The following is a 22374-nucleotide window of genomic DNA, read 5'->3' on the forward strand; positions in this document are numbered from 1 at the left end:
AACAAACCAATATCGCCGAATGTCTCCTGCTGATCTTCGTAGTCACCTGCCAAACGAAGGGTTACACCTTGCGGTACATCAACCGACTCCATAGCTTTTTCCATTTCGACAGCAAGTTCACCCAGAGAAACCTCGTAAGGCGTAACGGCAACCGTTACAATTCTCTGGCGGCTCTTTCGCTCAATGGTTGGAGGTGACCAGTACTCTTCAACCGTTGCAATTTCACTCAGTTTTATGCTGCCATTGGCTGTGGAAATCGTTAGGGCCTCAATGTCGGATATAGAATTGCGGTCATCTTCCTCCATACGAACAATGATAGGATATTCCTCCCCATCTTCTTTCAGGAAACTGGCCGACAATCCTTTTACCCGGTTGTAAACCATAGAGGCGACGTTAGCAGCATTCAAACCATGGCGGGCCAGTTTCTCTTTATCCACATTTATTTTCAATTCGGCGCGGTCTTCATCCCGGCTAATGACAATGTCACGGGCACCCGTCACATTCTCCCTGATGGTGCGTTGCACTTTTTCGGCCAGAATATTTGTTTTATCAAAGTCGTGACCATAAATTTCCACATCCACAGTTGAGGCTTCGCCCCCCATGCCACTGGAAACGCTGGCCTGATAGTCAATTATCTCCGGATACTTCGACATCTCCTGCCGGAAAACCTCTGCAATTTCAAACACACTGCGCTCCCGTTCGTCTTTATTCTTCAGCACTACAGTCATCGCAATTTTACTGTTGGTCGATGAAGAAAAAAGAGCAGAGATGCTCGCCTCATCCCGAGAACCAGCAGTGGTGGCAATCATGTTTATTTCAGGTGCCAACTCTGCAAAACGAGCCTCCAGCCTACGTGCGGTTTTCAGCGTTTCTTCCACCCGGGTTCCACGATTCAGTTCCACCGAGACAGATAGCCGTCCCTGATCGCTCTGTTGCATAAAATCGGTTCCGATAAGCCCCAGAAACATCGGAAGCAGAGAAACGAAAAACGTGGCAACCACGATGAAAAGTGTCAGTTTTTTATGATTCAAAGAATACCGCAAAATCTTGGAATACCAGTTGTCAAGGCGATCAAGAGCCCCCACTACGTATTTCTGATACCAATTTCGTTTGGGTTCCTCCTGAATGATGTGTCCCTGTTTATCAACTTTAAAGTTGCGTGACTTCAGTAATTTTGAGGTCAACATGGGAGTCAGCGAAATAGCCACTATAGTGGAAGTTACCACCACGATGGTTACAATCCACCCCAGTTCCTTAAACATGATTCCTGCCAGGCCGCCCAACATCGTTAGCGGTACAAAAACTGCAGCAATTACCATGGTTGTAGCAATTACCGAAACCCACACCTCATTGGTGGCATAGATGGCTGCCTCCCTTGGACTGGACCCACGTTCTATGTGCTTTGAAATATTCTCGAGTACCACAATGGCATCGTCCACCACCATACCAATGGCCACGGTCAATGACGAAAGAGAAATGATATTGAGGGAACTACCCACAAAAGCCAGGTAGATAAACGATACCACCAGGGCAATAGGTATGGTAATCCCGATAATCAAAGTGGCGCGCCAGCGTCCCAGGAAGAGCAGAACCACAAGAACCACAAACAAGAGTGCGTATAAAATAGATTCCTCCAGGCTGCTGATGGAATCTTTGATATTGTCGGCAGAGTCGTAAATGATATCCACCTCCACGTCGGCCGGCAAAAGCTTCTGAATTTTGGCCATTTCTTTATTGACCTCCTTACAAATCTCCACAGTATTAGCACCCGACTGTTTCGCAATAATTACACGCACACCTTCCCGTCCATTAATTTTCTCGTCGAGCGATAAATCCTTGATGGTATCGCGTACAGTGGCAAGGTCACGAACAAATACCTGACGTCCATCGGATGAAGTCGTCACCACAATATTTTCAATCTCGGAGCTCTCCACAAATTCACTACGCACCTGAAGCTGGTACTGCTCCTTTTTCATCTTCACCGTACCCGACGACATATTCAGGTTGTTACTGCTGATGGCACTCCCCACTGTCTCCAGCGGAATATTGTAGGCATCCAGCTTATCCTGTTCAATATCTACGTAAACGTAACGCTCGGGTGTTCCCGACAGAGATATGTTTCCAATTCCATCCACCCTGTTAAGCTGGGGAATTACCACATCATTGAGAATCTTGTCCAGCCCGGCATAACTGTCATCGGCGGTGACAGAATACATAATGATGGGCATAGAGCTGGTGCTGAACTTAAAGATAAATGGCGTACCCGCACCGCTGGGAAGGTTGTCCTTTGTCATATCGATGTAAGAACGCACATCGTTGATAACCTCATCAAGGTTCATGCCCCACTCCAACTCCAGCGTCACCACCGACATATTGTCCTGAGAATTGGATATCAATTCCTTAAGGCCATCAACCGAATTCAGGCTGTTTTCCAGCAAGCGTGTCACATTGGTCTCCACCTCACTGGCATTAGCCCCCGGATAGGAAGTCATCACCGAAATGTACGGCGGGTCAATTTCAGGATATTGGTCGATAGGCAGCTGCTGCAGAGAGAACAAACCTATCACCATCACGGCCACAAAGATCAAAGCTGTTGTAACCGGTTTATCTATAGATGATTTAAAAATACTCATATTGCAAATAGATTTCTTTAGAACGATGAATTATCACTCAGAAATTGTCAACAAAAACCTTATTCTCATCCTTCTTGAACAACAATCAGGATTACTTCACCACATTGAGCTTAACGCCATCAATCAACTTCGCCTGCCCCACTGTAACAAGTTGATTACCCGGCTTCAGTTCGTCCGAAGTAATTTCAATTAAATCATCGAAACGCTGGCCCAGCTCTACCCTCACGCGCTTAGCGCTTCCATCTTCGTTGACAAACACATATCGTTCATCAGACCCGGTAAGTTTCATAACTGCCGAAAAAGGTACCATCAGGGCTTCCACCTCATTCAGATTCATGGTTGTCTGCACATACATTCCCGGTCTCAATAAATTCTCATTGTTAGGAATTCTGACTTTTGCCTGAAAAGTGTGGGTAGCCGGATCAATAGTTGGATACACAATCTCAACAGTGGCAGGAAATCCCTGGTTTTTATAAACATCAGGTTTTACGATCAATTCCATTCCTTCTTTCACAAAAGGCACATACGATTCAGGGATGCTGATGAGTGCCTTTAACTGATAAGTCTGTGTAACCGTAATGATGGGATTACCACTAAATAATTCACCGTCCTCATAGTTTTTGGCCGAGACCACTCCTTTAATGGGTGATTTCACAAAAGTATTGGGTTCCAAAAACGATACATTTTCCCTGGCCTGGTCATAAGCCAGCTTGGCCTGGTCGTATGCTTGCTGAGAAACCGTACCTGTCTCTTGCAACACCTTCAGTCTTTCATATTCAATTTTTGCATTGGCATAGGTTAATTTGGCTGTATTCAGCTGTGTCTGATCCATTCTCACCAGCATATCGCCTTTATTCACTCTGCTTCCCACTTCCACATAGATATGCTCAATAGTTCCTGTCAACGAAGGTGCAATATTTACGGTCTCGTAACCCTCCAGCGTAGTGGAGATATCGATTTTTCGTATTACCGTACTTTTTTTAAGTTCAGTAACTTTTACATTTTCCACACGTTGAGCCTCGTTTTTGGCATCAGCGTTCTCAGTTACGGCCTCACAGCTAAACATTGCCAGTGAAAGCCCTCCTGTAATTACAAGTATAAAAAAGCGGTTCATCATTGTTTCAGTTTTATTATATTTTCTGTGATCTGGATAGATTATTTTTTTCAACATGAATCTTTTGTTATGGTCCTTAAATAGTTGTTAATCCATATTCAACAACTTTTCCAGTTCCACCTGAGCATTCACCACATCCAGCAGGGCCTGAACATAACTACTTTGAGCCCCAATCAATTCGGTACCTGAATTGGTAACATCCAGACTGGAAGCCATCCCCTGCTCATATTTGCGAGACACATTATCGAATACTCTTTGAACAACCACCATATTTTTCTTCTGAGTCTCATAACTTTCATAAGATGAGGTAAGGTTGTAAGACAACTGGCGATGCTGAATAATCAACGATTCTCGGGTATCGTCGAACGTATTAAGCTGCTGACGATATCCCAGCCGGGCTTCCTGAACAGCCTTATAGCGGCTGCCACTGGAAAAAATGGGAATATTCAGAGAAATGCCAAACATGTTGGGAGGGGTGGAATTCATGGTGGCTTCATCACTCATATATTCTTTTTTGGTATACTGATAAAACGCCTGAATGGAGGGTGCATACTCCCATTTTTTCATGGATACCTGTTTCTTTGACAGTGTAACATTTTGCTCAAGCAGCTGATAATTGTAGTTGCGGTCGAGCATAAAATCCACATCGAGTAATGCCACCGCTTTTTCCACAGCCATCAGGTCATCAATGGTCTGGGTAAGACCAATTCCGGTATCCGCCTTCAATCCCAATTGCAATCGCAGAGAATTATACACCATCTCCAAAGACCTTTTGGTTGAATTGATATTCGTGCTCATGGCCGCAATCTGAACCGAAATCAAATCCGCATCTGTTTGTTCGGAAATACCAACTTCCACAGACCTTTGGGTATATGCATAAAGTTGCTCAAGATTCTCAAGGTTTTTTTCCAACAGACTTACAGTTTCCTCCATCACCAAAGCCGAATAGTATAAGGTCTTTACCTGATTGGTCACCTCCTGCTCTGTTTGTTTGAGAGATATATCGGCCATTGTTTTTGCAATATTCTCCAGTTGAACACCTACTACCTGCGTACCACTTATGGCCACAGATGCAGTACCACCATAAGTAACGGAATTAGGCATAGATATCTGAAAATTTCCCAAATCCATGGAGTACCCGAACATGTTACTGTAGTCTGCCGAAACATTAACCTGCGGTAACATCGTGGCCAATGTTTGCCAGCGACTCGCCTCCGCAATCTTTACATCCATAGAGGCATTCTTTATAGTCCGGTTATGTTCAAGAGCATACTCCTGAGCATCTTCCAGGGTAAGACTAAGATTCTCCTGAGCATTTACTGCTCCGGCCAGAAAAAAAGCCATCAAAAAAAATAAAATCCTGTTTTGCATATTAAAAACTAATTTTGAATTTCAACACTAAATTCTGTATGCCGAAAGTTTGGCAGTGAAAATGAAAACGAGACTTTCGAATCAAGAACACAAATATCTCTTCGTTATAGTTGCAAAAAAAAAGGAATCAAGGAAACTATTAGAGTTTTCAATAATCTGCCATTAAAGCAGGAAAATTGCGTTTCATTGAAAAAAATGTCCGATTATTGAAAATTTTGGCCGATTATTGAAATTCCTGTCCGTTCATTGAATCATGAGCCGGGAAAATGAGAGAGTTGGCTTTATGTTTTAATTTTGTCCAGGGACGTAAATCAAAACAGACAAACCATGTTTTCACAATTCACCAAATGGTATAAAGTATTACCCTCCTTTGTAATTTGGATAATGCTTGCCTTATTTTACTTCGTACTTGGAGCACAATTAAGTATGCTCAAAGGATTCTTTCATGCCATAGTGCTGACTTCCATGCAGTTTGTGGTTTACAAGGTAAACCTGAGGAGCTTAATGCCCAGGTATCTTGACCATCAAAAGACAAAATTCAGACTTTTCAATACCATTCTCATCCTGGGACTTGCAACCTCCGGGGTATCATTGGAATACCTTTTTCTTGACTCATACCCTTCACTGGCCCCTGAGAATTTCAGCCTGATTGGCTCATTTATTTTTCATTCCATTTTATGCCTGGTGGCTTTCTGGGTAACGATGACCAAATTCCTGGTAGAAAAGCAGGAAAAAACAAATGTGGAAATTGAAACGCTGAAACGCGAAAAAGCAGAGAGTGAGCTGAAATTTTTAAAAACACAAATCAACCCACATTTTCTGTTCAATGCGCTGAACAATATTTATTCCATGGCCTATACAGGAGACAAATCGGCTCCCGAGAAAATCACCATGTTGTCGGACATGCTCAGATATGTTTTGTACGACTGCGAATCGGACTACATATCTCTTTATAAGGAAGTTGATTACATAAATAGTTTTCTGGAGTTTCAGCAGCTAAAAACCGAAAAAAGACAAAATATCACTTTCAATATTGGTTCGCACGATGAAAATTATCAAATTGCACCGATGCTGCTGGTCACTTTTGTGGAGAATGCTTTTAAGCACAGCAAAATAGAAAAAGACAAATCCGGATTTGTTAGTATCTCGCTTTCGCAAGCCAACGGAAAGTTTCAATTTAGCGTGGAGAATAGCATACCACCTCAGCAAAATGCGAAGAAACCGAACCATGAAAAAGGAATCGGTATAGAAAATGCCCGAAACCGGCTGGAGTTGCTTTACCCCAAGAAACACGAACTGACCATCATCCACGATGAGACCAATTACAAAATAGTTTTAAAACTCAACAAATAAAGGCGCACGAAATGACAGTCCCGGGAAAATACAACTGCATTGTAATAGACGATGAATTTTTGGCCCGCAAACTTATGGCCGATTATATTTCAAAAATTCCTCAGTTCTATTTGGTGGACTCTTTCGACACCCCTATGGCTGCCATCAATACCATAACCAATGGCGATATTGATGTAATTTTCACAGATATTGAGATGCCTGATATGTCGGGGATGGATTTCATCAAAAATCTGATGGTTCCCCACGGGCCGCTTATCGTATTTGTAACCGCTTATCCTCAATATGCCGTTCAGGGCTTTGAGGTGAATGCGGTGGAGTATCTGCTAAAACCGGTATCCTTCCCCCGGTTTGTAAAAGCCGTGAACAAAATCACCACTATCCTCAATTACAAACAAAAATATAAAGCACTGGAACCTTTGGCAGAGAAAAGAGAGCCAAAAATCCAGAATTCAGGTGACGAAAATAATTTTATTATCGTCAAGTCTGACCGTCGAATGGTAAAGCTGCTCTATGATGATATTCTCTATATTGAAGGAGCCCTGGAATATGTAACCTTCCACACTCACACCGCCAAGTATATGGGCCTTTTTTCGCTTCGAAAACTGGAACAGGAACTACCTGCCACACGGTTTATACGCATCCACAAATCCTATATTGTCGCTTTGGATAAAATTACAGAAATCAACGGGAATCTGGTAAAGGTTGGCGAGCATACCATTTCGGTAAGTAAGTCCATGAAGCCGAGATTGCTCAGTCATTTTTCGGGGAAAAAATAGAATCCCTCCATCGGGATGTTAAGTTCATTAAAAATACATGAGATTTGAACCCGGGTGCTATGCGCATTCCCATGCTTCATTTAATGGAATGTGTATCCTTTTTTTTACATAAGGGAACCAGAAAAACAACCTGCCCTTTCATCCGTATAATTTTTTTTTAAAAGGTCGGATGGAACTCGCATGAAATAACTAATTTATGTTTCATTGAGGTACTCCCTGCCATTCTCGTTTCATCGAAATCATATGATACAACCCGGCTTCCCTTTCCAAACAAAACCATTTGCCAACAAACTATTCTCAACTATATTTGTCCTCAACAAAAAAATATAAAGATGAGCATAGATATCCATCAGGTACCCTCACCAGCTTATGTTATGGAGGAGGCTTTATTGCGCAAAAATCTTGAACTTATAAAGAATGTCCGCGACCGGGCCGGGATCGAAATTATCCTGGCATTCAAGGCCTTTTCCTTATGGCCGGCATTCCCCATTGTTCGGGAATATATATCGGGAGCAACAGCCAGCTCCATTCACGAGGCACGCCTGGCATTTGAGGAGATGGGAAGCCCGGCACACACTTACAGTCCCGCCTACACAGAGCAGGATTTTCCCGGAATCATGAAATACAGCAGTCACATTACCTTCAATTCCATCAATCAGTACAAACGGTTCAGAGAGACGCTTAAGAACTACAACCAGCATGTCTCTCCAGGCCTCCGCATCAATCCTGAGTATTCAGAGGTTTCCACCGATTTGTATAACCCCTGCGCTCCCGGGTCACGACTGGGAATCATTGCCGATGAGATGCCCGACCAGCTTCCTGAAGGTATTGAAGGCCTGCATTTTCATGCCTTGTGCGAATCGTCAAGCGATGAACTGGAAAAAATATTGCAGAATGTGGAGAAAAAATTCGGGAAGCAGCTGAAACAGATAAAGTGGCTCAATATGGGCGGAGGCCACCTGATGACCCGCAAAGATTATGATGTGGAACATCTTATAAAAATCCTGAAAACCTTCAAAGAGAAATGGGATTTGCACATCATTCTGGAACCCGGTAGTGCTTTTGCATGGGAAACCGGAGTGTTGATTTCTGAGGTGGTAGATATTGTAGAGAACCATGGCATCCGGACAGCCATATTGAATGTTAGCTTCACAGCCCACATGCCCGACTGCCTGGAAATGCCCTATAAGCCAAAAATAAGAGGAGCCCATCACGAGCCCGTAAAAGGATTACCCACTTACCGAATGGGAGGCAACAGCTGTCTGGCCGGCGATTTTATGGGTTACTGGTCTTTCGACGAACCACTAAAACCAGGCGACCGGGTTATTTTTGAGGATATGATTCATTACACTATCGTAAAAACCACCATGTTTAACGGAGTTCCACATCCCTCCATTGCATTCTGGAACGATACAGAAGGTTTGACGATGGTCCGTGAGTTTGATTATGAGGATTATAAGTCGAGAATGGGGTGAGGGTTCCGGGGCCCCCTAAATCCCCCCAGGTGCACTTTTAAAATTTGGGGTTTTGAGACTTGAGTTCTGGGTTTAAAGGTACATTCTGGAATAAACCCGTTGAGAGTGCACCCTGTTTATTTTTTGATTCCCACTTCGAACCTCTTCCTTTTTAAACCTTATTTTACCTGAGCAAGTTCTGTCCCCATATCCCGGAGTTTGTATTTCTGAATCTTACCACTGGCAGTTTTGGGGAAATCATCCACAAAAAACACATGTTTCGGTATTTTGTAACGGGAAATTTTTCCGCGACAGAAATCCTGAACGGCTTCTTCCGTAAGCGATTTCCCACTCTTCAGCTTCACGAAAGCACCTACAATCTCACCATATTTCTCGTCCGGAAGTCCAACCACCTCAACCATCTCCACCTCAGGCATGTTGTAGATATAGTTCTCTATCTCACGGGGATAAATATTTTCTCCTCCACGAATGATCATGTCTTTGATGCGTCCGGTAATTTTGAAAAAACCATCAGGCGTTTTCACTGCCAGGTCGCCCGAGTGCAACCATCCCTCCTTATCAATAGCTTTTTCGGTGGCCTCGGCATTGTTGTAATAGCCTTTCATCACATTATAGCCCCGGCAGCATATTTCGCCCTGCTGGTCGGGGCCCAGTTCTTTGCCCGATTCCGGATCAACGATTTTCACTTCCACACCGGGAAGTTCCTTCCCAACTGTAGTAGCCCGGATTTCGGGTTCATCAAAGGTACGGGTGGTGGTCATTCCGGGCGATGTTTCCGTCAGACCATAAACAATAATAATATCCTCACAGTGCATCTTGGTCATTACCTCTTTCATGGTATCAATAGGGCACAGTGCTCCTGCCATAATACCCGTTCTGAGCGAAGAGAGGTCGAACATATCGAACATCGGATGATTGAGCTCAGCAATAAACATGGTAGGTACGCCATAGATAGAAGTGCACTTCTCTTTCTGCACGGCTGCCAGCACTTTCAGCGGGTCAAAATCCTCCGTAATAATCATACTCACCCCATGGGTAATAACTGCACAAACCCCAAGTACGCAACCAAAGCAATGAAACAGGGGTACACACAACAACAGACGGTCGTCAGGAGTATATTTCATATTGTCACCCACACCCACTCCATTGTTTACAATATTGTGATGAGTCAGCATAACACCTTTGGGAAACCCTGTGGTTCCGGAAGTATATTGCATATTTACCACATCGTAGCAGGTAACCTGCTGCTTTCGTTCCAAAAGTACAGCATCCTCCACATGTGTTCCCAAAGTAAGCACTTCCGGAGTATTATACATTCCCCTGTGTTTTTGGGGCCCCAGGAACATTACATTCTGCAGTTGGGGAAATTTTTCACTTTTCAGATGGCCCCGCTGCGAGGTTTTTAATTCGGGCACCAACTTGAACAGCATATCCACATAGTCGCTGTCACGATAACCATCGATAAGACAAAGGGTGTGAAGGTCTGCGTTTTTAATCAGGAATTCCAGTTCGGCCAGTTTATAGTTGGTGTTGATGGTAACCAGAATAGCCCCGATTTTGGCGGTCGCAAACATCAGGGTAGTCCAGTCGGGCACATTATTAGCCCAGATCCCCACCTTATCGCCTTTTTTTACGCCAATGGCAATCAGACCTTTGGCCATTTTATCAACCCGCTCGTTAAATTCACTGTACGAGAATCTGAGTCCCCGGTCGGGATAGACCATAAAATCGTGTCCGGGCATTTCCTCAGCCCACTTTTCCAGTAAGCCGCCAAGCGTATCTTCAGTTAATTGAAAAGACATAAGTAAAAAATTTCGGGTGAGTTGAAAAACATTAAGGAATCACATAGCCACTGTCCTAAACGGGCAGGTAAACGACAGCCAGCAACAGCGCCTTTTCATTATTAATGGCCTTCACCTTATGGTCAACAATAGAATCGTAATAAATGGTGTCCCCTGCTTTCAACTCATATTTTTCTTTACCATAAGTAACCTCCACGCTTCCCTGTAGAACATACATAAACTCCTCCCCTTCGTGGGATGAACTGCCTGTATCATATTCAACTCCAGGCTCCACTTCAACTAAAAACGGATCCATGTGGCGATCGCTTTTTTGTCTGGCCAAAGACGAAAAGGCTAAATTCTCCCGGGGTTGCGATCCGGCGGCATTCATATTATCAGTAGGTCCGTTTTCTCCTTTTCGGGTAACCACAGCCCCGGTTTCCTGCTGGTCGTCGAGAAAGGTACCCAACCGAACACCAAACACCCGGGCCAGCTTGATAAGGGTGCCCAAAGAAGGAGATACTTCGCCGGCTTCAATCCTGGCAAGCTGTTTTTCGTCCAGTTGTGTTCTTTGTGCTGTTTCTTTGAGGTCGAGTTTTTTGTCCTCTCTTTGTAATCTGATTTTCTCTCCGGGTTTCATCATTTTCTTCTATTAAGTTATTGGTCTGATTCATTAAGAAGACAAACTGAAATAATCAGGCTTCTTCTGCAGATATCTGGTTATTGACAAATGCCAACTAATTTGAAATTGCCTCAGATTGTCGGCAATGACGGATTATTGACAAATTGTCTTCAAAAGAAGTGTTTTTTAAAAAAACATACAAGATTTTAGGCTTTTTTGTTTTTATTCATAAGCAAAACAGCAGGGTTTGATAAACATTAACACCAATTAATGACCGGATAACAGGAGTACTGATGCCAATTTCTTATCTTTGCCGAACATATACAGAACAACATCAATATGCAAAATAACATTCAGATTTACCCCGGAATAGAAGGACTGATTTTCGACCTTGACGGAACCATTGCGGACACCATGCCGGCACATTATATCGCCTGGCGGGAAACCTTAAAAAAACAGGGTATTGACTTTACCATCGACCTGTTTATGGAGCTGGCGGGAATTCCGCTGTATGGCACAGTTGAAAAACTCAATGAAATGTTTAATAAAAACATTGACCCTGTTCAGCTGGGTGAAGAAAAAGAGGATATCTTCAGGGCAACTATTCAAAAAACCAGGGTTATTAAACCGGTGGCTGAAATCATCAGGCAATATCACGGCAAGCTTCCCATGTCGGTGGGTACAGGCGGCCAAAGAGAAATTGCTGAAAATATTCTCCGGGTAGTCGGAATGGATAATTTTTTCGACATTCTGGTTACCTCCGATGATATCTCCAATCCCAAACCTCACCCCGAAACGTTTCTAAGATGTGCCGAACAAATGAGTGTTGCGCCCGAAAATTGTCAGGTCTTTGAGGATGGAGTTCTGGGAATGAATGCCGCCCGGGCTGCAGGAATGAAGGTAACGGATGTTACTCAATACTATGAAGTTACTATCGGACAGGAAACAGAGAGTGAATAGTTGTTAGCTCTTGGCTCGTAGCTGTTGGCTCGTAGCTGTTGGCTCTTAGCTGTTGGCTCTTAGTTGTTGGCTCTTAGTTGTTGGCTCTTAGCTGTTAGCTCTTGGCTCGTAGCTGTTGGCTCTTAGCTGTTAGCTCTTGGCTCGTAGCTCATAGCTATCATCTACTTACCTAACCCCTTGCTTTGTGCAATAAGATAGTCCCAAAACTCTTGTTGCCGAAAACTCCGAATCTCAAGCCGTCTTTCCCCAAATGTTTTACTATCAACAGATTATTAAATTCCTGCGAAATATTCAAGGTCAAAGAATGATAAAAATCAAGTTCTAAACCCCTTTCTTTCTGATGTTTCTCAGTTTTTTCATGATACAATATCCTTAAGTTAGTTTCCGTATTGAGACAGTCCAAACAAGCTTGTTTCTTTAAACTTTAAGGAAAACATCATGGAAGAGCAATTCATTTTCAGCCCCAATTCGCTGGTCAAATTTTTGAAAAAGGAACCGGAACAATTTTGCCGGGAGGACATTATCCACTACATGACCGCCAATGATATCCGATTGCTCAATTTTCGATATCCCGGCGAAGATGGTCGGCTGAAAACCCTAAACTTTGCTATTCACAGTGTCGAACACCTCAACCGGATTCTGACTTTTGGAGAACGCGTTGACGGTTCTTCCCTTTTCTCATTTATGGAAACCGGAAGCAGCGACCTATATGTAGTTCCGCGCTACCAAACCGCTTTTCTAAACCCTTTTTCTGATACACCATCTCTGGAAATATTGTGTTCTTTTTTCGACCACACAGGCAACTTACTGGAACTGGCTCCTGAAAACATACTCAGAAACGCATCCCATTATTTCACGAAAACTACCGGTCTGGAGATGAAAATGCTGGGGGAACTGGAGTATTATGTCAACAGTCCCACAAGCAGCCTGTTCCAGGCAACCGACCAAAAAGGATACCATGAATCGGAGCCATTTGCCAAATTCGAATGGATGCGTAAAGAAGCGCTTCGGCTTATTGCAGAATGCGGTGGACAGATTAAATACGGACACTCCGAAGTGGGAAATTTCACCAAAGAAAATGAGGCCTTCGAACAACATGAAATTGAATTCTTACCCACCACTCCGGAGATGGGAGCCGACCAGATTCTCATAGCCAAATGGATTTTAAGAATGCTGGCCGACCAGCTTAATGTTGAGATTAGTTTTGCGCCTAAAATAAGTACCGGGAAAGCAGGAAACGGATTGCACTTTCACATGATGGTGCTCAAAAATGGCCAAAACATCGTAATGGAAAACGGGCAACTCAGCGCCACAACAAAAAAAATAATTGCCGGCATTCTGGATCTGGCTGATGCCCTTACGGCATTTGGCAATACGGTGCCTACCTCCTATCTGCGGCTGGTACCTTATCAGGAAGCACCCACCTATATATGTTGGGGGGAGCGGAATCGGTCGGCACTGGTAAGAATTCCGCTGGGATGGACAGGCAATAATAATATGGCAGCCATCGTAAATCCGGTAATTCAAAATAGCAAGGAAAACCCCTCTAATAACACTCAGACTTTTGAGTTCAGGGTTCCCGACGGCAGTGCTGATATCCATCTGATTATGGCAGGATTACTGATTGCTGCAGTACACGGACTGGAAATGCCTGATGCCCTGGAGCAGGCAGAAAGCCTCTACGTCAAAGGAAATATCTTTCACACTTCTGATTTTAAAACCCTGAACCAATTGCCCTCATCCTGTTTTGCATCGGCAGAAAGACTGGATTCCAGAAGGGACGTATTCATTGGCACCGGTGTGTTTCCACGTATGATTATCACACACACCGTTGACAGACTTAAGAATTTCAATGATATGAATATCAGAGATGAGATATCTGAAAACAAAGAAAAAGAAAGGGAGTTGGTAATAAAATACATCCATTGTCAGTAGCCGGCCTAAAACAGGGAAGCATGCTGTTGCAACCCCTTGTTCCACTTTTTTTAATAATTGATAGCAACCTATTTACAAAGCAATCGGAGTTAACCTCAACACTCTGACAACAAGAGTTTTGCATTACCGGGATTTTGAGTTTATTCTTTTTTAAACTCATTATTGTGATTAAAAAAACCTGAAATCGTCCAGGTTTGTTTATAATTGTTCATATATTAATGCTCATTAATCCGATATTTCAATGAGAAAATAAAGGTATATGGACGAAAAAAACACCCCGCCGATCATCCATGAGGGCGAAGAGCACCTCATTAGTAAAAATAAATATTTCGATGTTGACGGACCGGTTTTCTGGCCCTCAGCGACTCTCATTCTTGCTTTCATCATAGTTACTCTGGCTATCGGTGCCCCCATGAATGACATCTTTGCATCCATCCAAACCAGTATATCAGACAAGGGAGGTTGGTTCTTTATTCTGGCTGTCAATTTGTTTTTGTTTTTTGTACTTTATATTGCATTCAGCAAGTACGGAAAAATCAGGCTCGGAGGATCGAAAGCCAAACCTGAATTCTCAAAAGGTGCGTGGTTTGCCATGCTGTTTAGTGCCGGTATGGGTATCGGTATTCTGTTTTGGAGTGTAGGCGAGCCCATCAGTCATTTTGTAAATCCCCCAATAGGAGAACCCAGAACCGTCGAAGCTGCCAAACATGCCATGCAAACCACCTTTTTGCACTGGGGATTACATGCCTGGGGTATTTATGCGCTCGTAGGGATGGCGCTGGCTTTCTTTACTTTCAACAAGAAGTTGCCACTGACCATTAGCTCCATATTCTATCCTCTACTGGGAGAGCGCATTAATGGCCCCCTGGGAAAAGCCATCAATGTACTGGCCGTTGTAGCAACGCTATTTGGGCTGGCCACTTCGCTGGGCCTTGGTGTTCAGCAAGTGAGTGCCGGACTCACTTACCTGGTAGGATGGCCCGACACCATAGCAATTCAGGTCATTCTCATTACCGTCATCACACTGGGAGCCACGGCTTCGGTTGTTGCCGGACTGGATGCCGGGGTAAAGCGGCTGAGTGAAATAAACATTGTGCTTGCTGCCATCTTTCTGGCATTTATTATTGCTGTTGGACCTACCTTGTTCATCATGGATTCCTTCACTCAGAATGTCGGATATTATGTTCAAAGTTTTTTTGAAATAAGCTTCTGGACCGAAACTTACCAACAATCTGACTGGCAAAATGGCTGGACGGTGTTTTACTGGGCATGGTGGATAAGCTGGTCACCATTCGTAGGAATGTTTATTGCCCGTATCTCAAGAGGAAGAACACTGCGCGAATTTGTGCTGGGTGTTTTAATTGTTCCTACACTGCTAACATTTCTATGGCTCTCAGCGTTTGGTGGAAGTGCCATATTTCTGGAACTGAATTCTCTGGCAGATATCGCTACCGCTGTAAAGGAAAATGTGGCTACCTCTCTTTATGTTCTTCTTGAGCAATATCCCATTGCTTCAATTACCTCACTTGTTGGCGTTCTCCTGGTAACAAGTTTCTTCATTACCTCTTCCGACTCCGGTTCTTTGGTGGTGGACAGTCTCACAGCCGGGGGAAAACTGGATGTACCAGTTCCCCAGCGGGTTTTCTGGGCATTAACAGAAGGTGCGGTGGCAGCAGTACTGCTGATTGGTGGAGGACTGGGAGCACTTCAGACCGCTTCGATTATTACGGGTCTCCCTTTTGCTTTAATTCTGATAATACTGATGTTCAGTCTTTTAAAAGGCCTGAAAGAAGAACATGGCATCATGCAATCTGCTATTCAAAAACGGGAACGGGAAAATTATCAGAAAGTCATTGGTGACCTGATTCGCAAGCGTGAAGCTACACGACATGCCAAAAAAACAGACACAGGCGATATTAAAGCACCCGATAATAAAAAAGAAGAATAATTCTGACCTTAAAAATAATTATTGTTATGAGCAAAAGATTCAACAACATACTCGTTTGTCTCGACCTCACGGAAATGGATGATTTCCTGATTCGATATGCAAATTTTATTGTGGATACCTTCTCTCCCACTTCGGTCACTTTTATGCATGTGATGCATCCGGTGGAAATTCCTGAGGAAATACGCTCTTCTTTTCCGGGATTCAACGAACCGGTTGACCAGCTGATAAGGGAGGAACTGGAAGAAAAAGCAAAAGAACTTTTTAACTCCAAAGTGGATTACTCTTTAGTTGTTAAACAGGGAATTACCACTGAAACCATTGTGAAGTATTCCAGAAATAATAAGGTGGACCTGACCATTATGGGAAAAAAAATTGGCTATACCGGAGAGGGTGGTATAACCCGAAAAGTGACCAGTCTCACTCCCTCTTCAGTACTTCTGATTACAGAAACAGCCCCCTACCAGATCAGTCACATCTGGGTGCGAATGGACTTCTCAAAAATTTCCATTGAAGCCCTAAGGATGGCTCAATCCATAAAAGAAAATACAGGTGCAAAAATCACCTGTCACAATGTTTTCAAATTACCTTTGAGTTACTTCCCGCAACAAACAGAGAAACAAGAGAAGAAACTCATTGAACAGATGACAAAACATGGAAAAAAAGAGTATCAGAAAATTCTTAAAAAACTTAAATTAACAGAAGAAGAATTTCCTTGTGAATTCAGTCTCGATAAAGAGAGTAATGAAGCCCAGATTCTCTATCACAAAGCTGTCCAAAACCAGGCTGACCTGATTCTTTCGGGTTCCAAAATGAAATCAGGGCTGACCCATGTCATCCTCGACAACACCTCTGAGAAACTCGCCGGTGGCGGGAAATCACTTCCCGTATTAATTGTTAAAGACAAAAAATTATCCGCCGGTATTCTTGAAAGTATTTTTGATTAATGGGATGTTAATCAGGGAGCTAGAAATGGTTCTCAACAACCACTCATTAAAAACAAATGCATCGTACAATCAAAGAAACAAGTTATGAAACCAATATCAAAAAACATAACAATCTGGGTTACGATAATTGCCCTGACGGGAATGGTGGTCTCCTGTAATTACTCGAAACCATCGCAACAAGATGCTGAAAAACGGATTGTAAAACTTAATTACACCGATTGGACCGAAAGTGTCGCTATTACCATGCTGGCAGCTACGGTACTGGAGGAAAAAATGGGCTACAAGGTAGAATTAAAGCTTACAGATGTGGAATCGGTTTACCAGGAACTGGCACTGAAACAGGCTGATTTCTTTGCCGATGCATGGCTCCCTCATACACAGCGTCAGTATTTCGAAAAGCATAAAGACGATATTGATACCATAAGCGTTGTTTTCCGAAATTCAAAAACGGGCCTGGTTGTTCCCGAATACAGTAAATATTTCTCTATTCCCGATCTGGTGGGTGACTCCATTCAAATTATCGGAATAGATGAAGGTGCCGGAATTATGACCTCCACCCGAAATGCCCTTGCACATTACGGAATCGACAGTAAGCTGTTTACATCCTCTGATGACCAAATGACTTTTCAAATGGCAGATTCTATCAGACGAAGAAAAGAAATTGTGGTTACCGGATGGGAACCTCACTGGATCTTTAATCGTTACGCAGTCAGGTTCCTGGAAGACCCTGACAATATTTTCCCGGATGATGAACACATTTACATTGTTGGAAACAAGGAAAGCATAAAAGAACATCCTCATGCCACAGATTTTTTCCAGCGTATGCAGCTTACCGACAAGCAGTTCAACAACCTGATAGACCAGGTAAAAATGGCTACCAACCCCCTGAACGGAATTCATCAATGGATGGAAAAAAACAAATTTGTGGTAAATAAGTGGGTCAAAGACCTGCAACCCGAACGATTGAAGGTGATGTAAAGAAATTGTTTTTCATTCAACAAAAAGGGCATTAGCCTGTTTTACCCGGTAGATTCAGAAAGATTAACATCAAAAATAAATCGGAAATATGAAAATAAGCAATTTAAAAGGCACAGTAGAATTATCCAACGGCACCCAGATGCCGTATCTGGGGCTGGGAGTTTTCCAGACACCCAACGAGCAAATAAAAGATGCCGTTCATGCTGAACTTGATTTTGGATACCGCCATATCGACACCGCCGCTTTTTATGAAAATGAAGACGGACTGGGCGATGCCATTAAATCACATTCCGTCCCCCGAAACGAAATATTTATCACCAGCAAAGTGTGGAACAGCGACCAGGGATATGACGAAACCATAAAGGCTTTTAACCAATCGCTGGAAAAATTACAAACCGATTACCTGGATCTTTATCTGGTGCACTGGCCGGTGAAAGGAAAATATGCTGAAACCTGGCGTGCACTGGAAACACTTTATGAGGAGGGACGGGTTAAAGCCATTGGTGTCAGTAATTTCCTGCAACATCATCTGGAAGATATTATGGAATCTGGTAAAATTGTCCCCATGGTGAATCAAATGGAATTTCATCCTCACCTGGTACAGCAAGACCTAATCGATTTCTGCAAAAAGCACAATATTCAGTATGAAGCATGGAGCCCCCTGATTCAGGGAAAAGCATTTGAAATTGACCTTTTAAAGGACCTATCAAAAAAATACAAGAAAAGTATAGCTCAGATAGTGCTGAGATGGGACCTTCAAAAAGGTGTGGTAACTATCCCTAAAAGTGTAAAGAAAAACAGAATTGAGGAAAATGCCTCCATCTTTGATTTCGAAATTTCGGAAGAAGATATGAAGCGCATTGATGCACTGGACTGTGACGGGCGAATAGGGCCTCACCCCGACAATATCTAACCTTTATTATTCATGAGTTTTTGTCATGAAATGCTTCAATATCAAAAGATAAATATAACCGCAGAAAAATTTAAAGAAGGAAATAGTGAACCATTTTCAACACAAGTTTGGCGAGGACGCTTTAATTTTTCCGATAGTTGAGCATCGTAATAGATAATTCATGAAATAATGCAGGTTAAATATATTTGCATTTTAATTTTTACATTTGCCCGGACATAAATAACTCTTATGTCCGGGCATTTTTTGATGTAAGAATCCCGGTGACAAGGAAGAAACCTGAAGCTTTAAGTTAGAGGTTTACAAATCAACACACCATTAGTTTCTTCTCAGCAATGACGTACTATTCAAAATCAACCCATAGAAAGCCATGGAATCAACACCGGAAATAAACTCAGGAATACTTAGAGAGCTCATCACCAACCGTATGCCCTACGGAAAACACAAAGGATTGAGAATTTGTGACCTCCCGGAACCCTATCTGGTTTGGATGTCGGGCAAAGGTTTTCCGCAAGGCAAGTTGGGAATGCTTCTTGGCACCATCTACGAAATAAAACTCAACGGACTGGAATATCTGCTCAAACCATTGAAGCAGATGTACCGATAAGATAATCGAAAACCCGGAGAATAAAAGTTCAAAATCCGGAAAACTAACAGCAATAGCGTTAAAAAATTAAAAGCAAAACAGCCTGTCCCCCTTTCTTCCGGAAAGAAATCTTTTTTTTAAGGATAATGGACTTAGCTCATTGCATAAGAGAACGCCCCGCTTTGGGGAGATATTAATTTAAACATCATTTTCTATCTTTCACTCACGATGTCATCATATTTCGGAAAAATGGGATTGGAAGGAGTAGTGTATTTTTCTTGCAAACAAACCAGGACTTATTGAATGAAACGTACCTGACAATAATTGTCTAAAAAAAATATCCGGGGACCTCAAAAAAAAAAATTCCGATAAGGGTTTTTTGTCATTTTGGTGTCTATATGTTGAAAAGGATGAACAATACCATCCATCGCTGTTAACAACGATTAAAATAGCATTCTGTACAACATTGAACACCAAAAAATAATGCCATGAAAACACGTAGAATTAACAACCGCAAGGGTTTTCGCTTCATGCTGGCCATAGTGACCATGCTTTCGATTACCACCACAACTGCCTTTGCCTCTTCAATTTTTGAAGAAGAAGAACAGTTGCCGGATACTTCCAAATTTGTCTTGCTCCGTGGAACCGTTGAAGATGGAGATTCCGGAGATCCACTGGCATTTGCAACCGTTGCCATTGAGGGAACCAACATTGCTACAGTAAGCAATTCAAGTGGAAATTTCTCACTGAAAGTTCCCAAAGACAAAGCAAATGAACAAATCAGGATTTCATTTATCGGATATGAAAAGAAATATCTCCCGGTATCTGCTTTCCGAAATGGTCGTAACACCATCGAACTGAAAATGATAACTGTACCGTTGGTAGAAGTATCAGTATTCCCGTCCGATCCCAATCTGCTTATCAGGGCGGTGCTCAACCGCAGAGATGAAAACTATTTGTCCAACCCGACAAAGATGACAGCTTTCTACAGGGAAACCATTAAAAAGGGATGGTCGTACGTTTCACTTTCCGAAGCCGTAGTGGATGTTTATAAGTTCTCCTACGATAATCCGCGCGAAGATCGGGTAAAACTGCACATCGGAAGAAAAAGCACCGATTATGAGAAACTGGATACTGTTGCTTTCAAATTGCAGGGAGGCCCTTACACCGCTACGATGCTTGACATCATGAAAGACCCCTATTTGTTGTTTGACAATGATATGATTGACTATTACAATTTCAGAATCAGCAACATTACCCGAATTGATGATCGCACCATTTACGTTTTGAGTTTTGAGCAGAAACCATCCGTTAAGCTCCCGCTTTTCTTCGGAAAACTCTATGTTGACACTCAGAACCTGGCCGTTACGAGAGCAGTATTCAATATGAATACTGATGATAAAGACGAGGTAGCCAGAATGTTCATACGCAAAAAACCTTCCGGAGCAAGGGTATATCCCACGGAGGCCTCTTACATAGTCAATTACAGGCAAAACAAAGATGGCAAGTGGTATTTTGGCTACAGCCGCGGACAGGCTTCCTTCAAAGTAAACTGGCGCAGGAAATTGTTCAATACCAACTACCACACAACCCTGGAAATGGCAGTAACCGACTGGGAAATAACAGAAGATGATCCTTTCAGAGGTTCAGACAGACTGAAAATGAATGCCATTATGGAAGATGAAGTTGCCGGTTTTTCGGATCCCGATTTCTGGGGTGATTACAACGTCATAGAACCTGAACAACCCATTGAAAACGTGATTAAGAAGATTCAGAAAAGACTTAACCGCGAGGATATCTGAGAAAACCATCAATTACCTGACAATTGATGCCTGAAAAGAACAAATTGATTTGATTACAAAAGGGCGATCCAATTATACTTTGGATCGCCCTTTTACTATTTCAAACCATTCGTTTTCAATAAAAGTTTTCTGAACAAGAATATATCATCATTCAGAAAACATTGATGATTAAAAAAAGACCCTAAATGTCTTCATCGTCATCGAACTCCTCATCAAAGTCCTCCTCCTCGAAATCATTGTCAAAGTCTTCATCATAATCTTCATCAAAGTCTTCGTCAATTTCAACATCGAGATCCTCATCGTCCAGGTCTTCCTCACCCCACTCATAATCATCCTCTTCACCGAAATCCTCATCGTCAACCTCGGGATCATCGTAACGAAATGCTACGGGATCAACCTTTAAAATACTCTTTTCCATGCAATTATAAATATGAAGTTTACCGGGATAAATTTATACAATCATATTAATATACCACAACAGTTGGTTCTTTTTTTTTCGATTTTTTCTATTTTCCTTCAAAAAAAAATAACCTCAATCAAAACAGGCGGGTTCCGATAAAATCGAAATCCGCCCCGTTTTTAATTTCTTAATCCTCTTTCCTTCAATCATAATTGTCGAAGCAAATTGAAATATTATTCTTCACCAGGCCAAATCAATTCTTCTTCGTCATCATCCCAATAAGGGCCCCATTGAATTTCGGAAAGAATCCCGTTATCGAACCATAAATTGAGACTCACCTCCAGCAATGTAGCAATCTGCTGACTATTATCTTCTTCATCCGACAACTCTTCGATGGAAATATCCCCCAGATCCATCATTTCGATCTGATCCATCACTTCCTGCTGGCTTAATCCGATAAGGTCTATGCCCTCAAAGGTGTACTCATCAGAGCTAACCGCTAATGATGTTAGACGCCAATCTTCCATTTGGTCAAAAGAAGCAGAAAGTTCAATCTCATCATAGTGCCAGGCTTCAGATTTATCTTCAGGTAAATCTTCATTTTCCATTACCTCGATCTCATCGGGCTCTCCCATAATCTTTTTGAATTCCTCACGGGTCATCCCAAATTGAATATTGTCAACACCTTTTCCTAATTCGATATTTTTCATTTTTTAATATTTAGTAAAATCAGTATTATTATTAAACGGCATACACAATACTATCTTTGAGTCCACTCCGAAAAGA

18 protein-coding genes are annotated in these 22374 nt (G+C 42.5%); 11 read left to right on the forward strand and 7 right to left on the reverse strand.

The window, feature by feature from the left end:
• The 3 genes from QZZ43_RS18805 to QZZ43_RS18815 all read right to left on the reverse strand — a co-directional run.
• Positions 1-2633, reverse strand: a 2633-nt coding sequence (locus tag QZZ43_RS18805; RefSeq protein WP_291862517.1) for an efflux RND transporter permease subunit, incomplete at its 3' end; no start/stop codon positions are given.
• A 91-nt stretch (positions 2634-2724) separates the two neighbouring features.
• Positions 2725-3750: an efflux RND transporter periplasmic adaptor subunit gene (locus QZZ43_RS18810; RefSeq protein WP_291862520.1), complete on the reverse strand. Its 1026-nt coding sequence runs from the start codon at positions 3748-3750 to the stop codon at positions 2725-2727.
• Between the two features lie 84 nt (positions 3751-3834).
• Entirely contained in the window at positions 3835-5118 is a 1284-nt protein-coding gene (locus QZZ43_RS18815) for a TolC family protein (RefSeq protein ID WP_291862523.1), read from the reverse strand.
• Positions 5119-5445: 327 nt separating this feature from the next.
• Here QZZ43_RS18815 and QZZ43_RS18820 point away from each other — a divergent pair, with 327 nt between their 5' ends.
• The 3 genes from QZZ43_RS18820 (at position 5446) to nspC (ending at position 8722) form a co-directional block, all read left to right on the forward strand.
• Positions 5446-6471, forward strand: a complete 1026-nt coding sequence (locus QZZ43_RS18820; RefSeq protein WP_291862526.1) for a sensor histidine kinase — start codon at positions 5446-5448, stop codon at positions 6469-6471.
• Between the two features lie 11 nt (positions 6472-6482).
• Entirely contained in the window at positions 6483-7247 is a 765-nt protein-coding gene (locus QZZ43_RS18825) for a LytTR family DNA-binding domain-containing protein (RefSeq protein WP_291862529.1), read from the forward strand.
• 332 nt (positions 7248-7579) lie between these two features.
• Positions 7580-8722, forward strand: a complete 1143-nt coding sequence (nspC, locus tag QZZ43_RS18830; RefSeq protein WP_291862531.1) for a carboxynorspermidine decarboxylase — start codon at positions 7580-7582, stop codon at positions 8720-8722.
• 158 nt (positions 8723-8880) lie between these two features.
• On the opposite strand, the gene QZZ43_RS18835 is transcribed toward nspC, so the two are convergent.
• Positions 8881-10524 (reverse strand): AMP-binding protein, encoded by a 1644-nt coding sequence (locus QZZ43_RS18835; protein WP_291862534.1) that lies wholly within the window; start codon positions 10522-10524, stop codon positions 8881-8883.
• 55 nt (positions 10525-10579) lie between these two features.
• Complete coding sequence (locus tag QZZ43_RS18840) at positions 10580-11146, reverse strand: cupin domain-containing protein (protein ID WP_291862536.1); 567 nt, start codon at positions 11144-11146, stop codon at positions 10580-10582.
• A gap of 318 nt (positions 11147-11464) precedes the next feature.
• Between QZZ43_RS18840 and QZZ43_RS18845 the strand changes: the two genes are divergently transcribed.
• The 8 genes from QZZ43_RS18845 (at position 11465) to QZZ43_RS18880 (ending at position 21188) form a co-directional block, all read left to right on the forward strand.
• The gene (locus tag QZZ43_RS18845; RefSeq protein ID WP_291862538.1) at positions 11465-12085 is read left to right on the forward strand and encodes an HAD family phosphatase; all 621 of its coding nucleotides are present in this window, start codon (positions 11465-11467) and stop codon (positions 12083-12085) included.
• A gap of 438 nt (positions 12086-12523) precedes the next feature.
• The gene (locus QZZ43_RS18850; protein WP_291862539.1) at positions 12524-14020 is read left to right on the forward strand and encodes a glutamine synthetase family protein; all 1497 of its coding nucleotides are present in this window, start codon (positions 12524-12526) and stop codon (positions 14018-14020) included.
• A gap of 259 nt (positions 14021-14279) precedes the next feature.
• Positions 14280-15968 (forward strand): BCCT family transporter, encoded by a 1689-nt coding sequence (locus tag QZZ43_RS18855; RefSeq protein WP_291862542.1) that lies wholly within the window; start codon positions 14280-14282, stop codon positions 15966-15968.
• Between the two features lie 26 nt (positions 15969-15994).
• Positions 15995-16912, forward strand: a complete 918-nt coding sequence (locus tag QZZ43_RS18860; RefSeq protein ID WP_291862545.1) for a universal stress protein — start codon at positions 15995-15997, stop codon at positions 16910-16912.
• Positions 16913-16996: 84 nt separating this feature from the next.
• Positions 16997-17890, forward strand: coding sequence for a glycine betaine ABC transporter substrate-binding protein (locus QZZ43_RS18865; RefSeq protein ID WP_291862548.1), 894 nt, complete (start codon positions 16997-16999; stop codon positions 17888-17890).
• An 88-nt stretch (positions 17891-17978) separates the two neighbouring features.
• Positions 17979-18803 (forward strand): aldo/keto reductase, encoded by an 825-nt coding sequence (locus QZZ43_RS18870; RefSeq protein ID WP_291862551.1) that lies wholly within the window; start codon positions 17979-17981, stop codon positions 18801-18803.
• Between the two features lie 367 nt (positions 18804-19170).
• Positions 19171-19407, forward strand: a complete 237-nt coding sequence (locus tag QZZ43_RS18875; protein WP_291862553.1) for a DUF3820 family protein — start codon at positions 19171-19173, stop codon at positions 19405-19407.
• Positions 19408-19874: 467 nt separating this feature from the next.
• On the forward strand, positions 19875-21188 hold the full coding sequence (locus tag QZZ43_RS18880) for a carboxypeptidase-like regulatory domain-containing protein (RefSeq protein ID WP_291862555.1): 1314 nt from the start codon (positions 19875-19877) through the stop codon (positions 21186-21188).
• 181 nt (positions 21189-21369) lie between these two features.
• Here QZZ43_RS18880 and QZZ43_RS18885 read toward each other — a convergent pair whose 3' ends face one another.
• Positions 21370-21606, reverse strand: coding sequence for a hypothetical protein (locus QZZ43_RS18885; RefSeq protein WP_291862557.1), 237 nt, complete (start codon positions 21604-21606; stop codon positions 21370-21372).
• 215 nt (positions 21607-21821) lie between these two features.
• Positions 21822-22298, reverse strand: a complete 477-nt coding sequence (locus tag QZZ43_RS18890) for a hypothetical protein (protein WP_291862559.1) — start codon at positions 22296-22298, stop codon at positions 21822-21824.
• Positions 22299-22374 lie beyond the last annotated feature (76 nt).

This window comes from Marinilabilia sp., from assembly GCF_016278715.1.
Lineage (GTDB): Bacteria > Bacteroidota > Bacteroidia > Bacteroidales > Marinilabiliaceae > Marinilabilia.